Annotated in this window: 21 protein-coding genes; 10 read left to right on the top strand and 11 right to left on the bottom strand. The window is 73.5% G+C overall.

The genetic code is table 11. The annotated features are described in order from the left end of the window. Window positions 1-112 precede the first annotated feature (112 nt). Window positions 113-1,036: an endonuclease/exonuclease/phosphatase family protein gene (locus tag ACIQPQ_RS11250; protein ID WP_401302573.1), complete on the top strand. Its 924-nt coding sequence runs from the start codon at window positions 113-115 to the stop codon at window positions 1,034-1,036. Window positions 1,037-1,184: 148 nt separating this feature from the next. Here the strand turns inward: ACIQPQ_RS11250 and ACIQPQ_RS11255 are convergent, their stop codons facing one another. The 4 genes from ACIQPQ_RS11255 to ACIQPQ_RS11270 form a co-directional block, all read right to left on the bottom strand. Beyond that, the gene (locus ACIQPQ_RS11255) at window positions 1,185-2,147 is read right to left on the bottom strand and encodes an electron transfer flavoprotein subunit alpha/FixB family protein (RefSeq protein ID WP_401302575.1); all 963 of its coding nucleotides are present in this window, start codon (window positions 2,145-2,147) and stop codon (window positions 1,185-1,187) included. 52 nt (window positions 2,148-2,199) lie between these two features. Then, a complete protein-coding gene (locus ACIQPQ_RS11260) occupies window positions 2,200-2,988 on the bottom strand; it encodes an electron transfer flavoprotein subunit beta/FixA family protein (protein WP_383772732.1) in 789 nt (262 codons plus the stop codon). A gap of 220 nt (window positions 2,989-3,208) precedes the next feature. Beyond that, on the bottom strand, window positions 3,209-3,718 hold the full coding sequence (locus ACIQPQ_RS11265; protein WP_383772730.1) for a flavin reductase family protein: 510 nt from the start codon (window positions 3,716-3,718) through the stop codon (window positions 3,209-3,211). 231 nt (window positions 3,719-3,949) lie between these two features. Further along, window positions 3,950-4,363: a TlpA family protein disulfide reductase gene (locus ACIQPQ_RS11270; RefSeq protein WP_401302695.1), complete on the bottom strand. Its 414-nt coding sequence runs from the start codon at window positions 4,361-4,363 to the stop codon at window positions 3,950-3,952. 75 nt (window positions 4,364-4,438) lie between these two features. On the opposite strand from ACIQPQ_RS11270, the gene ACIQPQ_RS11275 reads away from it, so the two are divergent. Together ACIQPQ_RS11275 and ACIQPQ_RS11280 are read left to right on the top strand one after the other, a co-directional pair. Then, window positions 4,439-4,855 carry a DUF4395 domain-containing protein gene (locus tag ACIQPQ_RS11275; protein ID WP_383772728.1) on the top strand — a complete coding sequence of 139 codons (417 nt, stop codon included), beginning with the start codon at window positions 4,439-4,441 and terminating at the stop codon, window positions 4,853-4,855. A gap of 234 nt (window positions 4,856-5,089) precedes the next feature. Beyond that, window positions 5,090-5,818 carry a lysophospholipid acyltransferase family protein gene (locus ACIQPQ_RS11280; protein WP_401302577.1) on the top strand — a complete coding sequence of 243 codons (729 nt, stop codon included), beginning with the start codon at window positions 5,090-5,092 and terminating at the stop codon, window positions 5,816-5,818. 82 nt (window positions 5,819-5,900) lie between these two features. Here the strand turns inward: ACIQPQ_RS11280 and ACIQPQ_RS11285 are convergent, their stop codons facing one another. The 4 genes from ACIQPQ_RS11285 to ACIQPQ_RS11300 form a co-directional block, all read right to left on the bottom strand. Next, a complete protein-coding gene (locus tag ACIQPQ_RS11285; protein ID WP_401302578.1) occupies window positions 5,901-6,473 on the bottom strand; it encodes a transglutaminase family protein in 573 nt (190 codons plus the stop codon). A gap of 94 nt (window positions 6,474-6,567) precedes the next feature. Beyond that, window positions 6,568-7,638, bottom strand: a complete 1,071-nt coding sequence (locus ACIQPQ_RS11290; protein ID WP_383779449.1) for a threonine aldolase family protein — start codon at window positions 7,636-7,638, stop codon at window positions 6,568-6,570. Further along, window positions 7,635-8,381 carry an SDR family NAD(P)-dependent oxidoreductase gene (locus ACIQPQ_RS11295; RefSeq protein ID WP_401302697.1) on the bottom strand — a complete coding sequence of 249 codons (747 nt, stop codon included), beginning with the start codon at window positions 8,379-8,381 and terminating at the stop codon, window positions 7,635-7,637. Before ACIQPQ_RS11295 ends, ACIQPQ_RS11290 begins: the two co-directional genes overlap by 4 nt. A gap of 41 nt (window positions 8,382-8,422) precedes the next feature. Then, window positions 8,423-9,820 carry a DUF6421 family protein gene (locus tag ACIQPQ_RS11300; protein WP_401302580.1) on the bottom strand — a complete coding sequence of 466 codons (1,398 nt, stop codon included), beginning with the start codon at window positions 9,818-9,820 and terminating at the stop codon, window positions 8,423-8,425. Between the two features lie 180 nt (window positions 9,821-10,000). Between ACIQPQ_RS11300 and ACIQPQ_RS11305 the strand changes: the two genes are divergently transcribed. After that, the gene (locus ACIQPQ_RS11305) at window positions 10,001-10,705 is read left to right on the top strand and encodes a glycerophosphodiester phosphodiesterase (RefSeq protein WP_401302582.1); all 705 of its coding nucleotides are present in this window, start codon (window positions 10,001-10,003) and stop codon (window positions 10,703-10,705) included. A 78-nt stretch (window positions 10,706-10,783) separates the two neighbouring features. On the opposite strand, the gene ACIQPQ_RS11310 is transcribed toward ACIQPQ_RS11305, so the two are convergent. Then, window positions 10,784-11,344, bottom strand: a complete 561-nt coding sequence (locus ACIQPQ_RS11310; RefSeq protein WP_401302584.1) for a GNAT family N-acetyltransferase — start codon at window positions 11,342-11,344, stop codon at window positions 10,784-10,786. Between the two features lie 70 nt (window positions 11,345-11,414). Here ACIQPQ_RS11310 and ACIQPQ_RS11315 point away from each other — a divergent pair, with 70 nt between their 5' ends. Together ACIQPQ_RS11315 and ACIQPQ_RS11320 are read left to right on the top strand one after the other, a co-directional pair. Beyond that, window positions 11,415-11,807: a VOC family protein gene (locus ACIQPQ_RS11315; RefSeq protein WP_401302586.1), complete on the top strand. Its 393-nt coding sequence runs from the start codon at window positions 11,415-11,417 to the stop codon at window positions 11,805-11,807. A 120-nt stretch (window positions 11,808-11,927) separates the two neighbouring features. Next, window positions 11,928-12,692 (top strand): VOC family protein, encoded by a 765-nt coding sequence (locus ACIQPQ_RS11320; protein WP_401302588.1) that lies wholly within the window; start codon window positions 11,928-11,930, stop codon window positions 12,690-12,692. A gap of 49 nt (window positions 12,693-12,741) precedes the next feature. On the opposite strand, the gene ACIQPQ_RS11325 is transcribed toward ACIQPQ_RS11320, so the two are convergent. Beyond that, window positions 12,742-13,323 (bottom strand): MarR family winged helix-turn-helix transcriptional regulator, encoded by a 582-nt coding sequence (locus ACIQPQ_RS11325; RefSeq protein ID WP_401302589.1) that lies wholly within the window; start codon window positions 13,321-13,323, stop codon window positions 12,742-12,744. Further along, window positions 13,320-15,197, bottom strand: coding sequence for an FUSC family protein (locus ACIQPQ_RS11330; RefSeq protein ID WP_401302591.1), 1,878 nt, complete (start codon window positions 15,195-15,197; stop codon window positions 13,320-13,322). Before ACIQPQ_RS11330 ends, ACIQPQ_RS11325 begins: the two co-directional genes overlap by 4 nt. Before the next feature lie 145 nt (window positions 15,198-15,342). On the opposite strand from ACIQPQ_RS11330, the gene ACIQPQ_RS11335 reads away from it, so the two are divergent. The 4 genes from ACIQPQ_RS11335 to ACIQPQ_RS11350 all read left to right on the top strand — a co-directional run bounded on the left by ACIQPQ_RS11335 (window position 15,343) and on the right by ACIQPQ_RS11350 (window position 18,722). After that, entirely contained in the window at window positions 15,343-15,948 is a 606-nt protein-coding gene (locus ACIQPQ_RS11335) for a DUF5134 domain-containing protein (protein WP_401302593.1), read from the top strand. 154 nt (window positions 15,949-16,102) lie between these two features. Beyond that, window positions 16,103-17,038: a M56 family metallopeptidase gene (locus tag ACIQPQ_RS11340; protein ID WP_401302595.1), complete on the top strand. Its 936-nt coding sequence runs from the start codon at window positions 16,103-16,105 to the stop codon at window positions 17,036-17,038. A gap of 217 nt (window positions 17,039-17,255) precedes the next feature. Then, window positions 17,256-17,930 carry a phosphatase PAP2 family protein gene (locus tag ACIQPQ_RS11345; RefSeq protein ID WP_401302596.1) on the top strand — a complete coding sequence of 225 codons (675 nt, stop codon included), beginning with the start codon at window positions 17,256-17,258 and terminating at the stop codon, window positions 17,928-17,930. An 81-nt stretch (window positions 17,931-18,011) separates the two neighbouring features. Next, complete coding sequence (locus ACIQPQ_RS11350) at window positions 18,012-18,722, top strand: HAD family hydrolase (protein ID WP_401302598.1); 711 nt, start codon at window positions 18,012-18,014, stop codon at window positions 18,720-18,722. Window positions 18,723-18,741 lie beyond the last annotated feature (19 nt).

Here is an 18,741-nt window from a genome sequence, read left to right on the forward strand (position 1 = left end):
GTCTCCGCACCCCCTGCGGCCCCTCGTGCCTCCGATCGTTCCGCTGTCACCCGTGCCCCTCCGGTTCGAAGATTCGTACACTCGTCCTTGCTCACGAGCGGAGGGAGGCCCCTTGGCCGACGACGGTGGCGAGGCTGGTGGACCGACCCGGCGGGCGGGCCTGCGGACGCTGGCGGCCGCCGCCCTGGCGGTGCCGCTCCTCGGGGCGCTGCCCGGCTCCGGCGCCCGGCAGGGCCGTGTGCGGTCCGCGGCGGCCGTGCCCGCGGTGACGGTCATGACCTTCAACCTCCGCTTCGCCAGCGACAAGCGGCCCAACAGCTGGGCGCAGCGGCGTCCGGTGATGCGGGACCTGCTGCGCGCGGCGGCGCCGCACGTGATGGGCACCCAGGAGGGCGTACCGCCCCAACTGGCGGACATCGAGAGCGATCTGGGGCCGCACTACGACCGGATCGGCACCGGGCGGGGCGGCGGCGACGAGGAGTCGATGGCCGTCTTCTTCGACACCCGGCGGCTGGAGCCGGTGGCGCACGAGCACTTCTGGCTCTCCGACACCCCGCGCGTACGCGGCTCCAACACGTGGGGCGCCAAGTACCCGCGCATGGTGACGTGGGTGCGGTTCCGCGACCTGGCGGCGGGCGGTCGGCCGTTCTGCGTCCTCAACACCCACCTGGACAACGGCAGTTCCTACGCGCGCGAGCGTGCCGCCGAGATGATCGTGGCCCGGCTCGGGCGGTTCGCGGCGGACCTGCCGGTGCTGGTGACGGGCGACTTCAACACCATCGCGCACCACAGCCCGGTGTACGACCGCCTGTTGGCCTCCGGACTGGTCGACACGTGGGACACGGCGGCGCGGCGCGGGCCCGCCTTCGCGACGTACCACGCGTTCCGCGGGCCGGTGCCGGACGGTGACCGGATCGACTGGATTCTGGCGTCGCCGCAGGTGCGGGTGGAGCGGGCGTGGGTGGACACCTATCACGCGGGCGGGCAGTACCCGAGCGACCATCTGCCCGCGTGCGTCTCGCTGCGGGTGAGTTGACGGACCGTACGCCGCTCGGGGCGTGGGACGGCCCAGGTCGTGTCCGGGCGTCGCCGGGCGGGCAGGACTGCGCGGACACGGCCGAGGCCCCCGTGACCGGCGGTTCGGTCGCGGGGGCCTCGGGTCGTTCCGGGGCTGCCGGTGGGGCTCAGCCCTTGCGGGACTTGACCTCGTCGGTGAGCTGCGGGACGACGTCGAACAGGTCGCCGACGACGCCGTAGTCGACCAGGTCGAAGATCGGGGCCTCGGCGTCCTTGTTGACGGCCACGATGGTCTTCGAGGTCTGCATGCCGGCGCGGTGCTGGATGGCGCCCGAGATGCCGTTGGCGATGTAGAGCTGCGGCGAGACCGACTTGCCGGTCTGGCCGACCTGGTTGGTGTGCGGGTACCAGCCCGCGTCCACCGCGGCGCGGGAGGCGCCGACGGCCGCGCCGAGGGAGTCGGCGAGGGCCTCGATGATCGCGAAGTTGTCGGCGCCGTTGACGCCGCGGCCGCCGGAGACCACGATCGCGGCCTCGGTCAGCTCGGGGCGGCCGGTCGACTCGCGCGGGGTGCGGCCGGTCACCTTGGTGCCGGTGGCCTGCGCGGAGAAGGTCACCGCGAGCGCCTCGACGGTACCGGCGGCCGGGGCGGCCTCCACGGCGGCCGAGTTCGGCTTGACGGTGATGACCGGGACGCCCTTGGCGATGCGGGACTTGGTGGTGAAGGACGCGGCGAACACCGACTGGGTGGCCACCGGACCCTCGTCACCGGCTTCCAGGTCGACGGCGTCGGTGATGATGCCGGAGCCGATGCGCAGTGCGAGGCGGGCGGCGACCTCCTTGGCGTCAGCGGAGGACGCGACCAGGACGGCGGCCGGGGAGACGGCCTCGACGGCGGCCTGGAGGGCGTCCACCTTGGGTACGACCAGGTAGTCGGCGTACTCGGGGGCGTCGTGGGTGAGGACCTTCACGGCGCCGTGCTCGGCGAGGACGGCGGCGGTGTCGGCGGCGCCGTTGCCGAGGGCGACGGCGACGGGCTCGCCGACGCGGCGGGCCAGGGTCAGCAGCTCCAGGGTGGGCTTGCGGACGGCACCGTCCACGTGGTCGACGTAGACGAGGACTTCAGCCATGGGATTGTTCTCCTGCGGAACGAGAGTGAGGGGCGGTCTGCGGCTGCGGGGCTCAGATGAACTTCTGGCCCGCGAGGAACTCGGCGAGCTGCTTGCCGCCCTCGCCCTCGTCCTTGACGATCGTGCCGGCGGTGCGGGCCGGGCGCTCGGCCGCGGAGTCGACCTTCGTCCAGGCGCCCTCCAGGCCGACCTCCTCCGCCTCGATGTCGAGGTCGGACAGGTCCCAGGACTCCACCGGCTTCTTCTTGGCGGCCATGATGCCCTTGAAGGACGGGTAACGCGCCTCGCCCGACTGGTCGGTGACCGAGACGACGGCCGGGAGGGAGGCCTCCAGCTGCTCCGAGGCGGCGTCGCCGTCGCGGCGGCCCTTGACGGTGCCGTCCTCGACGGAGACCTCGGATAGCAGGGTGACCTGCGGGACGCCCAGGCGCTCGGCGAGCAGGGCCGGGAGGACGCCCATGACGCCGTCGGTGGAGGCCATGCCGGAGACGACGAGGTCGTAGCCCGCCTTCTCGATCGCCTTGGCCAGCACCAGGGAGGTGCCGATGGCGTCGGTGCCGTGCAGGTCGTCGTCCTCGACGTGGATCGCCTTGTCGGCGCCCATGGACAGTGCCTTGCGCAGCGCGTCCTTGGCGTCCTCGGGGCCCACGGTCAGGACGGTGATCTCCACGTCGTCGTCGGAGTTCTCGGAGATCTGCAGCGCCTGCTCGACGGCGTACTCGTCGAGCTCGGAGAGCAGACCGTCCACGTCGTCCCGGTCGACGGTCAGGTCATCGGCGAAGTGCCGGTCGCCAGTGGCGTCGGGCACGTACTTCACAGTGACAACGATCCTCAAGCTCACGCCGGCTCTCCTACTGCAATCGTCAGTTCTCGGCTGCCTTCTTTCAGGCAGCATAGGCGCCACAAGCGGCTCATCCCGATCGGGGCGGCCTGCGCTCCCGAGCGAAATATTACTCGCCAGTACATCCAGTTCCTGCCCACTAAGCAAGCGCTTTGAACTGTGACGTCTGCAACGCAGCGTAATCGGAACCCGGCGACCGCGCAGGCGCGCCGGGCCGTGATCAATCCCGCAGCGCCGTGAACCGCCCCTGGTGGTAGAGCAGCGGGCGCCCCGGGCCCGCCGGGTCGCCGAGGACGACCTCGGCCAGCACGATCCGGTGGTCCCCGGCCGGGACGCGCGCCACCACGCGGCAGACCAGCCAGGCGAGCACGTCGTCGAGGACGGGCACGCCCTCGGGGCCCTCCCGCCAGGCGGTCGGCGCGGCGAACCGGTCGGCGCCGCTGCGGGCGAAGGTGGCGGCCAGCTCCCGCTGGTGCTCGCCGAGTATGTGCACGCCGACGTGGTCCGCGGCCGACAGGGCGGGCCAGCTGGACGCGCCGGTGCCGACGCCGAAGGAGAGCAGCGGCGGCTCGGCGGAGACGGAGGTGAGCGAGGTGGCGGTGAAGCCGACCGGGCCGTTCTCCCCGGCGGCCGTGACGACGGCGACACCGGCGGCGTGGCGGCGGAAGACCGAGCGCAGCAGGTCGGGCGAGGCGAGCCGGGGGGTGCCGAGGCCGGGCGTGGCCGTCATGGAGGGGTCCTTCTGGTGGCGGGGCGGGCGGGGGCGTCGGGGCTCAGGGGCCCGGACAGCGCGCGCTCGCGGTGCGGGCCAGGTCGACGTGGACCCGCGCGTGGAGAAGGAGTTCCTCTGGCATACGGTCAGACTGACGATAGGTGGTGCGCGCAGTCAAGTACGTCCCCTGGCCCCCGGCGTCCCCGTGATGCCGGGCCGCGGGTACCGGTCCCGCGGCTATGAGCGGAGTCACACCGCCTCCCCCAGCGCGGCGATGACGTCGGCCTTGCGGGGCTGTCCGGCGGCGCGGCGGACGACGTGGCCGTCGGCGTCCAGGACGAACACGGTCGGCGTCTTCAGCACGGCGAGGTCACGCACCAGGTCCAGGCGGGCCTCGGCGTCGATCTCTATGTGGGTGACGCCGGGGACCATGTCGGCCACCTCGCCGAGGATGCGGCGGGTGGCCCGGCAGGGGGCGCAGAAGGCGCTGGAGAACTGTACGAGCGTGGCCCTCTTCCCCAGTTGGCCGCCGAGCCGGTCGGCTCCGAGCCGCTTTCCTTCGTCGCGCCCGCGCACGCGTACCCTCCCGTTCCGCCGCCGGTGCAGCACTCCGTAGAAGCTCGCCGCCGCGAGCACCGCCACGCACACCAGGAATCCGGTCATCACGTGCACCAGCATTCATCAGACTGCAAAGATTCCCGCCTCCCGGAAGGGAACCCGTTGCGGAATGCTTGATTCATGGACATCGATGTGAGGGGGCCGCGGTTCGGGGCGACCGTCACGGCCGTGGTGCTGGCGGTCGTGCTGATCACGGCGAACCCCTGGCTGCTGGCGTGGCAGACGCTGGCGTTCGCGCTGGGCGCGGCGGGCGGGGTCGGGCGCTCGCCGTACGGCTGGGCGTTCCGGGTGGCGGTGCGGCCGCGGCTCGGGCCGCCGACGGAGTTCGAGGCGCCGGAGCCGCCGCGGTTCGCGCAGGCGGTGGGGCTGGTCTTCGCGGCGCTCGGGCTCGTCGGCTTCACGCTGGGCCCGCAGTGGCTCGGCTTCGCGGCGACCGGCGCGGCCCTCGCGGCGGCCTTCCTCAACGCCGCTTTCGGTTATTGCCTGGGCTGCGAGATGTACCTCCTGCTGCGGCGGGTGACGGCACGTCCCTCGTAGCGGCCGGACGACGGTGTGAAGAGTGGCGTGACGGACGGGGCGGGCGGTAAAGGGGCGACAAAACGCCGAGGTGGGTCAAGGGGCGACGTGACGAGGATCTCGCGGTCGGCGGGCACGGGGACTGGCTCCCCGGCCGTTCTTCGGGCACGATCTGCGAGATGCCGTAGACCTACGGCCGCGTAACTTGCCCGCCGGGTGTGTCCCGGCCCCGAGCTGGAAGGGTCCGCCCCACCCATGGCAGAGCTTGTCTACCGTCCCGTCGTCGGCTTCGCCCAGACGCTGTTCAAGGCTTGGGACCTCAAGATCGACTGCAAGGGTTCGGAGAACATCCCGCGCTCGGGCGGTGCCGTGCTGGTGAGCAACCACATCAGCTACCTCGACTTCATCTTCAACGGACTCGCGGCCCTCCCGCAGAAGCGCCTCGTGCGGTTCATGGCGAAGGAGTCGGTCTTCCGCCACAAGGTCTCCGGTCCGCTGATGCGCGGGATGAAGCACATCCCGGTCGACCGCAAGCAGGGCGAGACGGCGTACGCGCACGCGCTGGACTCGCTGCGCTCCGGCGAGATCGTGGGCGTCTTCCCGGAGGCGACGATCTCGGAGTCGTTCACGCTGAAGAGCTTCAAGTCGGGTGCGGCCCGTATGGCGCAAGAGGCGGGCGTGCCGCTGATCCCGATGGCCGTGTGGGGCACCCAGCGCCTGTGGACCAAGGGGCACCCGCGCAACTTCAAGCGCAGCCACACGCCGATCACGATCCGGGTGGGCGAGGCGCTGGAGGCCTCCCGCGACAAGTACGCGGGCGCAATCACCCGTCAGGTGCGCGAGCGCGTCCAGGAGCTGCTGGAGGCCGCCCAGCGCGCTTATCCGGTGCGCCCGAAGGACGCGAGCGACACCTGGTGGATGCCGGCCCATCTCGGGGGCACGGCGCCGACGCCCGAGCAGGTGCGCGCGGCCGAGGCCCGCTGAGGGCGGAGCACACGAGGGACCACTCCACGACGGGGACGGCGGCGGGCCTGCGGGCTGCCGCCGTCCCCGTCGTGGTGGGCGCTCACAGAGCCGTGGGGAGCGTCTTCCAGAGGTGTGCGCGGTCGGGTGCCGCCCGCAGCGCGCCCAGGACGGCCGGGTGGGGCGCCGCGTACAGGACGGGGTGATCGCTCTCCCCCGCCGCCGTGTCGGGGGTGAACGCCAGCCGTTCGCCGTCCAGGGAGAACCGGGCGTCGACACCCGGCTTGTTGCCGCGCGGGTCCTGGCGGTGCCAGGCGCCGTGGAAGCGCACGGCGACCAGTCCGTGCACCACGCCGAGGAGCTGGTAGCAGAGCGCGGTCGGGATGTCCTCGGCCCGCAGCAGCGCGGTCAGGGCGTGGGCCTTGGCGTAGCAGATCCCCGTACCGCGCTCCAGGACGTCGGAGGCGCGCCAGGTGACGCGCGGGTCGCCGGAGTCCTGGGAGTGCGGGATCTCGTCCCGGACGTAGGCGAAGGCGAGGCGCGCATAGGCATACGAGTCCTCGGCGTCGCGGGCCAGGCGCGCGGCGGTCGCCCGGACCACCGGGTGGTGATGGTCGATGACCTCGTCGTCCGCCAGATAGGCGGACAGGTCGGGGTTCTGCTGGATGAGCTGCATGCTGGCAGAGCATAGGAAAGCGATCACCCGGCGTCAATCAATTTACGGGTGACCGCATACCTATGCATTCAGGGGGAGGGCGACGAGGCGGAGGTTAGCGCGCCATCTCCTCCTTGAGCGCCGCCAGGAAGGCGTCCACGTCGTCCTCGGTGGTGTCGAAGGAGCACATCCAGCGGACGTCTCCGGCCGCCTCGTCCCAGAAGTAGAACCGGAACCGCTTCTGGAGGCGCTCGGTGACCTCGTGGGGCAGCCGGGCGAAGACGGCGTTGGCCTGGACGGGGTGGAGGATCTCCACCCCGTGCACCGCGCGCACGCCCTCCGCGAGGCGCTGCGCCATCTCGTTGGCGTGCCGGGCGTTGCGCAGCCACAGGTCCTTGGCGAGCAGCGCCTCCAACTGCACCGAGACGAAGCGCATCTTGGAGGCGAGCTGCATGGACAGCTTGCGCAGGTGCTTCATGTGGCTGACGGCGTCCTGGTCGATGACCACGACCGCCTCGCCGAACAGGGCGCCGTTCTTGGTGCCGCCGAGGGAGAGGATGTCGACGCCGACCGTGTTGGTGAAGGTGCGCATCGGGACGTCCAGCGAGGCCGCCGCGTTGGCGATGCGGGAACCGTCGAGGTGGACCTTCATGCCGTGCGCGTGGGCGTGGTCGCAGATCGCGCGGATCTCCTGCGGCGTGTAGAGCGTGCCCAGTTCGGTGCTCTGGGTGATCGACACGACCTGCGGCATCGCCCGGTGCTCGTCGTCCCAGCCGTACGCCTGACGGTCGATCAGCTCGGGGGTGAGCTTGCCGTCGGGGGTGGGCACGGTGAGCAGCTTGAGGCCGCCCATGCGTTCGGGGGCGCCGCCCTCGTCGACGTGGATGTGGGCGCTCTCGGCGCAGATCACCGCGCCCCAGCGGTCGGTGACCGCCTGGAGCGCGACGACGTTGGCGCCGGTGCCGTTGAAGACCGGGAAGGCCTCGGCAGTGGGGCCGAAGTGGCCGCGCACGATCCGCTGGAGGTTGTCGGTGTAGTCGTCCTCGCCGTACGCGACCTGGTGGCCGCCGTTGGCGAGCGCGAGGGCGGCCATCACCTCCGGGTGGGCCCCGGCGTAGTTGTCGCTGGCGAAACCGCGGACCTCCGGGTCGTGATGACGACGGGCGTCGGTCCGCGGGGGGTTCACGGCTTCTCGGTGAGCCACAGACGGTGTCCGTTCACTTCTGCGGCGGGCCGCTGCCAGACGTCGGCGATGGCCTCGGCGAGGTCCTTGACGTCGGTGAAGCCCGCGAACTTCGCGTTGGGGCGGTCGGCGCGCATGGCGTCGTGCACCAGCGCCTTCACCACCAGGATGGCAGCCGCGGAGGTCAGCCCGTCGGCGCCCCCGGCCTTGTGGAAGTAGTCGGCCATGGAGAGCGTCCAGGCCTCCGAGGCGGCCTTGGCGGCGGCGTAGGCGGCGTTCCCGGCGGTGGGGTTGCTCGCGCCCGCGGCGCTGATCAGGACGTACCGGCCTCGGTCGCTGCGCTGGAGCGGCTCGTGGAAGGCGAGGGAGGTGTGCTGCACGGTGCGGATGAGCAGCAGTTCCAGGAAGTCCCAGTCGTCGAGGCTGGTCTTGGTGAAGGTCTCGCTGCCGCGCCAGCCGCCGACGAGGTGCACGAGGCCGTCGACCCGGCCGTACTCCTTCTCGACGCGGTTCGCCCAGTCCTGGGTGGACTGGAGGTCGAGCAGGTCGACCGGTTCCCCGGTGACGGTCGCGCCGCCGGAGGCGTAGCTCGCCGCGTCGACGGCCTCGGCGAGCCGCTCCGGGTCGTTGTCCGCGCCCACCACCGTGGCGCCCGCCTCCGCGAGTCGCAGCAGTGTCGCCCGGCCGGCGGGTCCGCCCGCTCCGGCCACCGCGATCACCGCACCGCTGAGAGCCCCGTTCCCCATGGTCTTCGCCTCCTGAGCAGTGTTCTCGGTACGGCGGTCGCTCACGCGGCCATCCGCTCGACGCCGTCCGCCGTGATGCCCTTGGTCGCGGCGATCACGTTCTTCAGCTTCTTGGACAGTGCCTCATAGAACATGCTCAGCGGAAACTCGTCCGGAAGCACGTCATCGACGAGCTTGCGCGGGGGCTGGGTCAGGTCCAGGGCGTCGGGGCCCTTGGCCCACTTCGATCCCGGGTGCGGGGAGAGGTAGGCCGAGACCAGCTCGTAGCCCGCGAACCAGTGGACGAGCTTGGGGCGGTCGATGCCGTCGCGGTAGAGCTGCTCGATGTCCGCGCAGAGCTGGTTGGTGACCTGCGGGGCGCGGTCCCAGTCGATGTGCAGCTTGTTGTCGGTCCAGCGGACGACGTCGTGCTTGTGCAGGTAGGCGAAGAGGAGCTGGCCGCCGAGTCCGTCGTAGTTGCGGACGCGGTCGCCGGTGACGGGGAAGCGGAACATGCGGTCGAAGAGGACCGCGTACTGCACGTCACGGGCCTGCGGGACGCCGTCGCCCTGGAGCTTCACGGCCTCCTTGAAGGCGGTGAGGTCGCAGCGCAGCTCCTCCAGGCCGTACATCCAGAACGGCTGCCGCTGCTTGATCATGAACGGGTCGAAGGGCAGGTCGCCGTGGCTGTGGGTGCGGTCGTGGACCATGTCCCACAGGACGAAGGCCTCCTCGCAGCGCTTCTGGTCGTGGACCATGGCGGCGATGTCCTCGGGCAGCTGAAGGCCGAGGATCTCCACGGCGGCGTCGGTGACCCGGCGGAAGCGGGCCGCCTCGCGGTCGCAGAAGATGCCGCCCCAGGTGAAGCGCTCGGGGGCCTCGCGCACGGCGATGGTCTCCGGGAACAGCACGGCCGAGTTGGTGTCGTAGCCGGAGGTGAAGTCCTCGAAGGTGATGCCGCAGAAGAGCGGGTTGTCGTAGCGGGTGCGCTCCAGCTCCGCCAGCCACTCGGGCCACACCATGCGCAGCACGACCGCCTCGACGTTGCGGTCGGGGTTGCCGTTCTGCGTGTACATCGGGAAGACGACGAGGTGCTGGAGGCCGTCGGCGCGGTTCGCGGCGGGCTGGAAGGCCAGCAGGGAGTCCAGGAAGTCCGGCACGGCGAAGCCGCCCTCGGCCCACCGGGTCAGGTCCTTGACCAGGGCGCGGTGGTAGTCCGCGTCGTGCGGCAGCAGCGGGGAGAGCGTCTCGACGGCGGCGGCGACCTCGCGTACGGCGTCCCGCGCGTCGGACGGGGCGGGGGCGCCCTCCGCCTCGAAGTCGATCGAGCCGTCCTTGGACTGCCAGGGCCGGATGCGCTCGACGGCGTCCTTGAGCACGGACCAGGCCGGGTGGTCGACCACCCGGGCCGCGGCGGGACCTTGGTCCTCCGTCCCCACCTGCACAAGAATTTCCGTCATGTCCCACCCTCCACAGGAGAACCTAGCGTCAGAACACCGTATGCATACGAGGTTCCTCCCAGCAAGGGGAGGCTCCGGAAATTATCCTGCCCACCTTCATGGTCACCGCGTTTTTTCCTGTGGGACATCCCACAGAGGCGCGGCGGGGTGCGGCGGGCGTCGGCGGGTAGGTCTCCCGGCGTGAAACTCCTCACCATCGGTCACCGCGGCGTCATGGGCGTCGAGCCGGAGAACACCCTGCGGTCCTTCGTGGCCGCCGAGCGGGCCGGTCTCGACGTCGTGGAACTCGATCTGCACCTGAGCGCGGACGGCGCGCTGGTGGTGATGCACGACGAGGACGTGGACCGCACGACCGACGGCACCGGGCCCGTCGCCGCGCACCCGCTGGCGGCGTTGCGCGCGCTGGACGCGGGCCGCGGGGAACGGGTGCCGGTGTTCGAGGAGGTGCTGGACGCGGTCGCGCTGCCCGTCCAGGCCGAGATCAAGGACGTGCGGGCGGCGCGGGCGGTGGCGGCGGTGATGCACGCGCGCGGGCTGGTCGGGCGGGTCGAGGTGTCCTCGTTCCACGACGAGGCGCTCGCCGAGATCGCCCGGCTGGTGCCGGGGGTGCGCACCGCGCTGATCGCCGGGCGCCACGGCCCCGAGGTGGTGGAGCGCGCGACGGCCGTCGGCGCCGCCACCCTCTGCCTCAAGCTGCGGCGCCTGACGCTGGAGACCGTCGAGGAGGCACGCGCCCGGGAGCTGCGGGTCATCGGCTGGGTCGTGAACACCCCGCGGGAGCTGCGGCTCGCGCGGGCCTTCGGCCTGGACGGCGTCACCACCGACCTCCCGGACACCGGCCGCGCGGCCCGCGGGGAGCCGGGGGACGACGCGCGGCCGGTGTGAGGTGTGAGCGGGGCGGGTGGCCGGTGTGCCGGACGCGGGTCCGCGCACCCGCCGGCGGCCCGACTGTTCCCCCGCGGGTCAGACCAGGTGCTTGACCAGCAGCTCGAACTGGAGGTCGTCGCGCTGCGGGACGCCGAACCGGTCGTCGCCGTAGGGGAACGGCGTCATGCGGCCGGTGCGGCGGTAGCCGCGCCGCTCGTACCAGGCGATGAGGTCCTCGCGTACGGAGATCACCGTCATGTGCATCTCGGTGGCGCCCCACTCGGCGCGCGACCGGCGCTCCGCCTCGGCCAGCACCAGCCGCCCGAGGCCGCCGCCCTGTGCGGTGGGGCTGACCGCGAACATGCCGAAGTAGGCGTGCGTGCCCCGGTGTTCGAGCTGGCAGCAGGCGACGATCCGGCCGCCCTGCTCCACGGTGAGGACCCGCGCGTCGGGGGACTCGACGATGGCGAGGACGCCGTCGGGGTCGGTGCGCTGCCCCTGGAGGATGTCCGCCTCGGTGGTCCATCCGGCCCGGCTGGACTCGCCCCGGTACGCCGACTCGACAAGCGCGACGAGCGCGTCCACGTCGGCCGGGACGGCGTCCCGGAATCTGAACTCGGGTGTGGTGGAACCGGTGGGAGCGGTGGTGGTGTCCATGGGGAGGTCTCCGGATCTTGGCGCGGGTTGTGCTCAGCCCGAGCGTAACCCTGCTCTAGTCTCCGGATGCATGGTGCATGTACTGAGCAGTCGTATCCTCATCCGTCCCACCGACCCCGAGCGTTCCCGCGCCTTCTACGGCGGGCAACTCGGGCTGGAGATCCACCGCGAGTTCGGCACGGGCCCGGAGCGGGGCACCGTGTACTTCCTGGGCGGGGGGTTCCTGGAGGTCGCCGGGCGGGCGGAGAGCGCGCCGGAGCCCGGCCCGCGGATCTGGATGCAGGTGGCGGACGTGACGGCCGCGCACGAGGAACTGGTGGCGAAGGGCGTGACGGTCACGCGTCCGCCGGTGCGGGAGCCGTGGGGTCTGGTCGAGATGTGGATCGCCGACCCCGACGGCACGCCGATCGTGCTGGTCGAGGTGCCCGCCGATCATCCCCTGCGTTACCGGCCCGGCATCTGACCTGGGGAAATGCCAGCTCGACGGGCGCGGCCGGGGCGCGCGGACCGTGTCCCGGATGCCGTGCCCCGGAGCCGGGTCTAGCGTGCTGAAGAGGGGTGCTCTCCCTGCGGAAGGAGCGCCATGAAGCTCGACGTGCCCGTGCCCGGCGGCCCCTGCTGGGTCGAGCTGGGCACCAGCGACCTGGCGGCGGCCCGGCGGTTCTACGCGGAACTGTTCGGCTGGCGGTGCGTGACCGACGAGCGGACCGAGGCGGGCTGCTACACCGTCGCGCATCTCGGGGAGAGCGCCGTCGCCGCGCTCGCCCCGCGCCACCAGGAGTCGCGGCCCGTCGCCTGGAGCGTGTCCTTCGGGACCTCCGACGCCGACGTCACCGCCCGCATGATCGAGGAGGCCGGGGGCAAGGTGCTGGTCGGCCCGATGGACGTGTTCGACACGGGACGCTTCGTGGTCGCCTACGACCCCGGCGGCGCGGCCTTCCAGCTGTGGCAGGGCCGCACCTTCCCGGGCGCCGGGCTGTTCAACGCGCCCGGCTCGCTGGGCTGGGTGGAGTTGCTGGCCCGGGACGGGGCGCGGGCGGTGACCTTCTACACCACCGTGTTCGGCTGGACCGTCGGCACCTCGGAGCACTACACGCGGTGGGGTGTCGGCGGCCTCGACTTCGGCGGCATGGTCGCCGAGGAGGAGGGCCAGGCGTCCGGGGTGCCGCCGCACTGGCTGCCGTACTTCGCGGTCGCCGACGTGGACGCCTCGACGGCGGCGGCCACCGCGGCGGGCGGCGTGGCGCTGTGCAGGCCGGTGTCGGTCCCGGACGGGCCGCGGATCGCGGTGCTGCGCGATCCGCAGGGCGCCGAGTTCGGGGTGTACCGGGCGGAGGACGAGCCGTGAGGGGACACCGGCGGAGGCCCGCGGCGGCACGGGGCCGCGGGCGCGCGGCTCAGATCCGCAGCGCCCGCGCGTGCCCCTCCAGACGGCTCAGCAACTCGCCCAGCAGCCCGGCGAGTTCGTCCTGCCGGTCGCCGTCGAGAGCGGACAGTACGGCGCTCTCGTAGGCCAGTTGTTCGGGCAGCACGCTGTCGACGAGGGTCCGGCCCGCGTCGGTGAGGCTCAGGTGGGCCACCCGGCGGTCGCGGGTGTCGCCGCGCCGCTCGACCAGGCCGCGTTCGGTGAGCTGCTTGAGGCGCTTGGTGACGGCCGCGCCCGAGGAGAAGGTCTCGCGGGCCAGTTCGCCGGGGGTGAGTTCGTGGCCGGTGCGGCGCAGCGCGCCCAGCAGGTCGAACTCGGGGCGGCTGAGCCCGGCCCGGCGCAGCGGCGCGTCCTCGGCCTGCTGGAGCAGGGCGGCGCAGCGGTTGACCCGGCCGATGATCTCCATGGGCGCGGTGTCGAGGTCGGGCCGTACGTCCCGCCACTGGCGGACCACCGCGGCGACGGTGTCGCCCCGGCCGCCGTCGACGGGCGCGACGGTGCGCCCCCGCGCCGCGCCGTCGCCGCCGGTCGGCTGTCCCTGCGTGCCCGTCATGGCTGTGCGCCCTCCGCTCGTCCGATGCTGCTCCGGACCGGGAGGAGTCCCTGGCGCCGGACCGTCGCGGCGAGCGTACGGTGTCCGCTCCGCTCGGCCGCGACGACCCGCTCCTCGGGCAGGGCGTGCCGCCGCCACTCCCCCGCGACGGCGTCGGCCCGCGCCCGCAGGTCGACCAGGGCGGCGGCCAGGGAATGGCGGGCGGAGTCCAACGCGGCGGGGGCGGGAACGGGGACCGGCCCGGAGCCGTGGCCGGGGGCGGGCGGGGGCGCGGAGGAGGACCGGGGACCGGGGTGGGGCGGGGTGCCGTGGGCGCCTTCGGCGTCGTAGGCGGCGAGGAGGCGGTCGGTGGTCTCGCGGGCGCGTTCGGCGGTGGTGAGGGCCGCGTGGAGGCGGTCGGCGGCCCGGCGGTCGGTGACGGCGACCGCCGCGGCGAAGCCGACCACGGCGCCCACCAGGGTGTCCGCCACCCGCTCCACGACGAGGGCGCCCGCGTCCGGGGCGTGCGCGAACCCGGTGACGAGCAGCGCCATCGGTGTCACGCACACGGTCCCGAGCCAGTAGTTGCGGCCGATCAGCGCCTCGGCGCCGAAGCTCAGGGCGAGGCAGACCAGGACGAGCATCAGTGGGTGGACGCGGGTCAGGGGGACGACGGCGGCGAAGGCGAGGACGCCGACGAGGTTGCCGACGACCCGCTGGACGCCGCGGCTCCAGGTGAGGGTGACGTTGGCCTGGTAGAGGGAGGCCGCGGTGACGAGGGCCCAGTAGGGGCGGCCCACGCCGAGCGCGAGCGAGACCTGACCGGCGAGGACACAGCCCAGCACGGTGCGGACGGCGAGCGGCAGGAAGGGCGCGAGACGCCGCCGTAGCGAGACCCGCACCTCCGCGCGCTCCCGGCCGTCAGACGCCGGATCGTGCGCCGCCGAGTCGTGCGCCACCGAGTCGGACGGCGTCGCGTCGTACGGCGTCGGATACGGCGTGAGGTCGTCGGGGCGGGGCACAGGGCGGTTGCCGCGCAGGGCGCGGGCCCAGGACCGCAGCCGTTCGGGGTCGGTGGCGTCCGGGGCGGCGAGCGTGGCGTCCGCGCGGATCAGCAGGTGCGCCAGGGCGTGGTGTGCGCCGCCGGGGCGGGATGGACCGGGCCGGGCCGACCGCAGGGTGTCGCGCGCTGCGTGGACGGCGGCAGCGGCGGTGGCGCGCGGCCGGTCGAGGTGCGTGGCGGCGCCGCCGTCCGGTGTCTCGCGCGCCTGTCCGGCGTACGCGGCCACCGCGTCGAGGGCCTGCGCGGTGGCGCGCCGCTCCGGGCCGTGCGGGCGGAGCAGTGCCGGTGCCATGCAGACGAGCCACGCCCAGAGGCCCGCGGCGAGGGCGAGCCCGACGTGCGCGGGGACCCGGTCCGGGGTCTGCGGGGCGAAGAGCGCGGCGGACGTGACGAAGGTGAGGACGACGTTGCCCGGCGGGCCGAGGCGGGTGGCCTCGCACAGCACCTTCTGGGCGGCGGCGAGCAGCGCGCCGACGCTCACGAGGAGGACGGCGTTCGCGGTGAGCGCGGCCGTGACCAGCGCGACGGCCAGGCCGCCCGTCATGCCGAGCACCACACCGGCCAGGACCCGGGCGCGCGCCCGATAGGGGCGATGGTGGGCGTAGAGCGCGCACAGGGAACCGGCCATCGTGTACATCGCCAGGTCGAGCCGCCCGGCCGCCAGCAGGATCAGGTGGGGCGGCGCCGTGGCGGCGACCACGCTGAGCGCGGGCTTGAACCAGATGTCGGACGGACGCCCCAGCCGGAGCGCCCCGCCGAGCGGGAACCGCTCCCGCACGGGACGCCGGTCGCCGGGACCGGGCGGTCGAGGGGTCGTCTTACGGGTACGCATCCCATTAATTTAACAGGTGTTTCACTCGTAAAACATATGGGTCGCGCTCCGCCGAACGCTCCCCGCGTACTCCCTTGCGCTCGTGTGCGCGCCGCGGGCGGTGGGCATCGCATCCCTCGACCCATCGTCGAGCGGGGAGGTGCGCGTGCACGGACCGGCTTCGCCCGGCTGGCTCCTGGTCGCGCTGTGCGCGGCGACCGGTGCCTACTGCCTCCTGCGGATGCGCAGCAGCGACGCGGAGCAGCGCCGGGCCGCGGGGGACGAGGCGCTGATGGGCTTCGGGATGGCCGTGATGGCCGTCCCGGCGGGCGTGTTCACCCCGCCGTGGTGGGTGTGGCCCGGTTACGCCGTGCTGTTCGGGGCGGCGGCGCTGCGCGCCCTGTGGGCGGCCCGGTCCGGCGCCCACCATCTGCACCACCTGGTGGGCGCGGGGGCGATGGCCTACCTGTCGGTGGCGATGACGGTCGCCGCTCCCGCGAGCGGCCACCACCACGCGGGCACGACGGCCGACGGCGTCCCGGCACTGACCGGGGTACTGCTGGCCTACTTCGCGGGCTACGTGATCGTCGCCGGGGTCCGCCTGCTGCCGGTGGCGGGTGTCACGGGCGTCACGGAGGCCACAGGGGTGTCGGGGGTCGCGGGCGGTCCGCCGGGCTCCGTCGCGCGGGGCTGGGGCGACCGGCCCGAACTGGCCCGCGTCTGCCGCCTGTCGATGGGCATCGGGATGCTCGCCATGCTGCTGACGATGTGAGCGGGGCGCAAGGGCCGAGCCCGCCGCCAGACTGCGTGAGGGGGGCTGGGCGACGGACCGGGTTCCGTCGCGGGCGGGCGGCGTTCCGTGGTCTGCGTCACTTCGCCGGGGCGGGCCGTCCCCTGAGCGGTCCCCCGCTCATAGGGTGCTGTCCATGATGGTCCCCGCGGTCCTGCTGCTGCTCGCTGCCCTGACCGCCGTCGCCGCTCCCCGGCTGCTGGCCCGCGCCGACTGGCCGGACCGTGAACCCGTGGTGGCGCTGTGGGTGTGGCAGTGCGTGGTGGCGGGCGTCCTGGTGTGCTGCGCGCTGTCGATGACGCTGAGCGCGGCGGCGGCCTGGCAGGCGGTGCGCGGGCACGTGTTCGCCCCGGCTCCGGCCGCGGTGGTCGAGGCGTACGCGCTGAGCGCCGGGGCGTCCTGGGCGGCGGTGACCGCGGTGGCGCTGGCGGGCGGCGGACTGTGGAGCGGGGCGATGCTGGTCCGGGAGATCGCGGGGGCCCGCTCCCGGCGGCGCCGACGCCGTGCCGAACTCCTCCTGCGGGCGCCCCTGTTGCCGGGTGAGGAGGCCGCGCCGGGACGGCTGGTGGTGCTGGAGGGCGAGCGCCCCGAGGCCTCCTGGCTGGCGGGCGGGACACCCCGGCTGGTGGTGACGACGTCCGCGCTGCGCCGCCTGAAGGGGCGCCAATTGGACGCCGTACTGGCCCACGAACAGGGCCACGCGCAGGCCCGCCACGACTGGCTGCTGCACTGCTCGGCGGCGCTGGCCGCCGGGTTCCCGCAGGTGCCGGTGTTCGCCGGGTTCCGGGACGAGATGCACCGCCTGGTCGAACTCGCCGCCGACGACATGGCCTCCCGCCGCTTCGGCCGGCTGACGACCGCGCTGGCCCTGGTCGAACTCAACGAGGACCGGGGCGTGTTCGGCCCCTCCCCCACCCCGCACGCGCACGTCCCGCAACGCGTGCACCGCCTGCTCACCCCGCCCGACCGGCTCACCGCGGCCCGGCGCCTGCGGCTGACGGCGGCGGCCTCCCTGGTCCCGGTCATCCCGGTCCTGGTGACGCTGGTACCGGGCCTGCGCGCCCTGGGCTGAACACCATGGGCTGAGGACCTTGGACCGAGAACCCGGCCCTGGCCGAGAACCCGGCCCGAGCTGGGCGCACGCGCCGATCGGAGCCCGGCGGACCGAGGAGAGCCCGGCGGACCGAGGAGAACCCGTCGGGCCGAGGAGAGCGTCACACCGGTGACCCGGAGCCCCGGAATCCGGACCCAGGTGCTTCGAATCCGGGAGTTCGGCAAGGATTCATTGCATGTCTCTCTCCCTCGCCGCCCCGCCCGGCCCCTCCCCGTACCGCACGGCGCTCCGTTCGGCACTGGCGCTGGGCGGGTCCTCGCTGCTCCTGCTGGTCCTGGTGGCGGTCGAGTGGTCCCCCCTGATCTCCCTCGACGGGGACGTCGCGCGCACCACGCACCGCTGGGCGGTGGCCGACGCGGGCATGACCCGGGCCTGCCGCATCCTCACCGACTGGGTCTGGGACCCGCTGACGATGCGGCTGCTCGCCGCGGCGGCGGTGATCTGGCTGGTGTGGCGGCACGCGGCCTGGTGGACGGCGGCCTGGCTGGTCACCACGTCCGCCGTGGGCACCCTCCTGCAACAGGGATTGAAGGCGGCGGTCGGCCGTGAGCGCCCCGTCTGGCCCGATCCGGTCGACTCCGCCCACTACGCCGCGTACCCCTCCGGCCACGCCCTGACGGCCACCGTCGTCCTGGGCCTGCTCCTGTGGCTGCTGCACCGCACGGGCCCGCGCACCCTGGTGTGGCGTACGGCGGTGGCGGTGGTCGCGGTGTCGGTGGTGGGCGTCGGCCTGACCCGGATCTGGCTGGGCGTGCACTGGCCGTCGGACGTGCTGGGCGGCTGGCTGCTGGGCGGGACGCTGGTGGCGCTGGCGATCGCCGTGCACCTGCGCCGGCGGCCGGAGAGCTGAGCGGCACCGCCCGGGGAGCCGCCTCGGACGTGATCCGGGCGCTCTGGCAGCGGCCCGGGGCGCGTCCTTAGGATCATCGGCATGACGGACACCGTGCTCTTCGACTTCTCCGGGACGCTCTTCCGCGTCGAGTCCACCGAGTCCTGGCTGCGCGCCGTGCTCGACGCGGCGGGCGTCGACCTGCCCGTGGCGGAGTTCACCGCGACCGCGCGCGCCCTGGAAGAGGCCGGCGCGCTGCCCGGCGGGGCCGACCCCCTGCGGCTGCCCGGCGACCTGGCCGCGCTCTGGGCGACGCGGGACGAGAGCGCGGAGCGGCACCGGGCCGCGTACACCGGGCTCTCCCGCCAGGTCACGCTCCCGGACCCGGCCCTGCACGAGGCGCTGTACGAGCGGCACATGACCTCGGCGGCGTGGACGCCGTACCCCGACACCCGGGAGGTGCTGGCCGGGCTGCGCGAGCGCGGTGTCCGGGTCGGCGTGGTGAGCAACATCGGCTGGGATCTGCGGCCGGTGTTCCGCGCCCACGGGCTGGACCCGTTCGTCGACGCGTACGTGCTGTCGTACGAGCACGGGGTGCAGAAGCCGGATGTCCGGCTGTTCGCGGCGGCCTGCGAGGCGCTGCACGCCGATCCGCGCACCACGCTGATGGTCGGCGACAGCCGGGCCGCCGACGGCGGGGCGGCGGCGCTGGGCTGCGCGGTGCACTTCGTCGACCACCTGCCCGCCGCGGCCCGCCCGGACGGCCTGCGTCCGGTCCTGGACCTGGTGGGCGACCCCGACCCGGTGGGCTGAGACCGGCGGTCCGTCCCCG

Source organism: Streptomyces sp. NPDC091281 (assembly GCF_044757425.1).
In the GTDB taxonomy this organism is placed as follows: Bacteria; Actinomycetota; Actinomycetes; order Streptomycetales; family Streptomycetaceae; genus Streptomyces.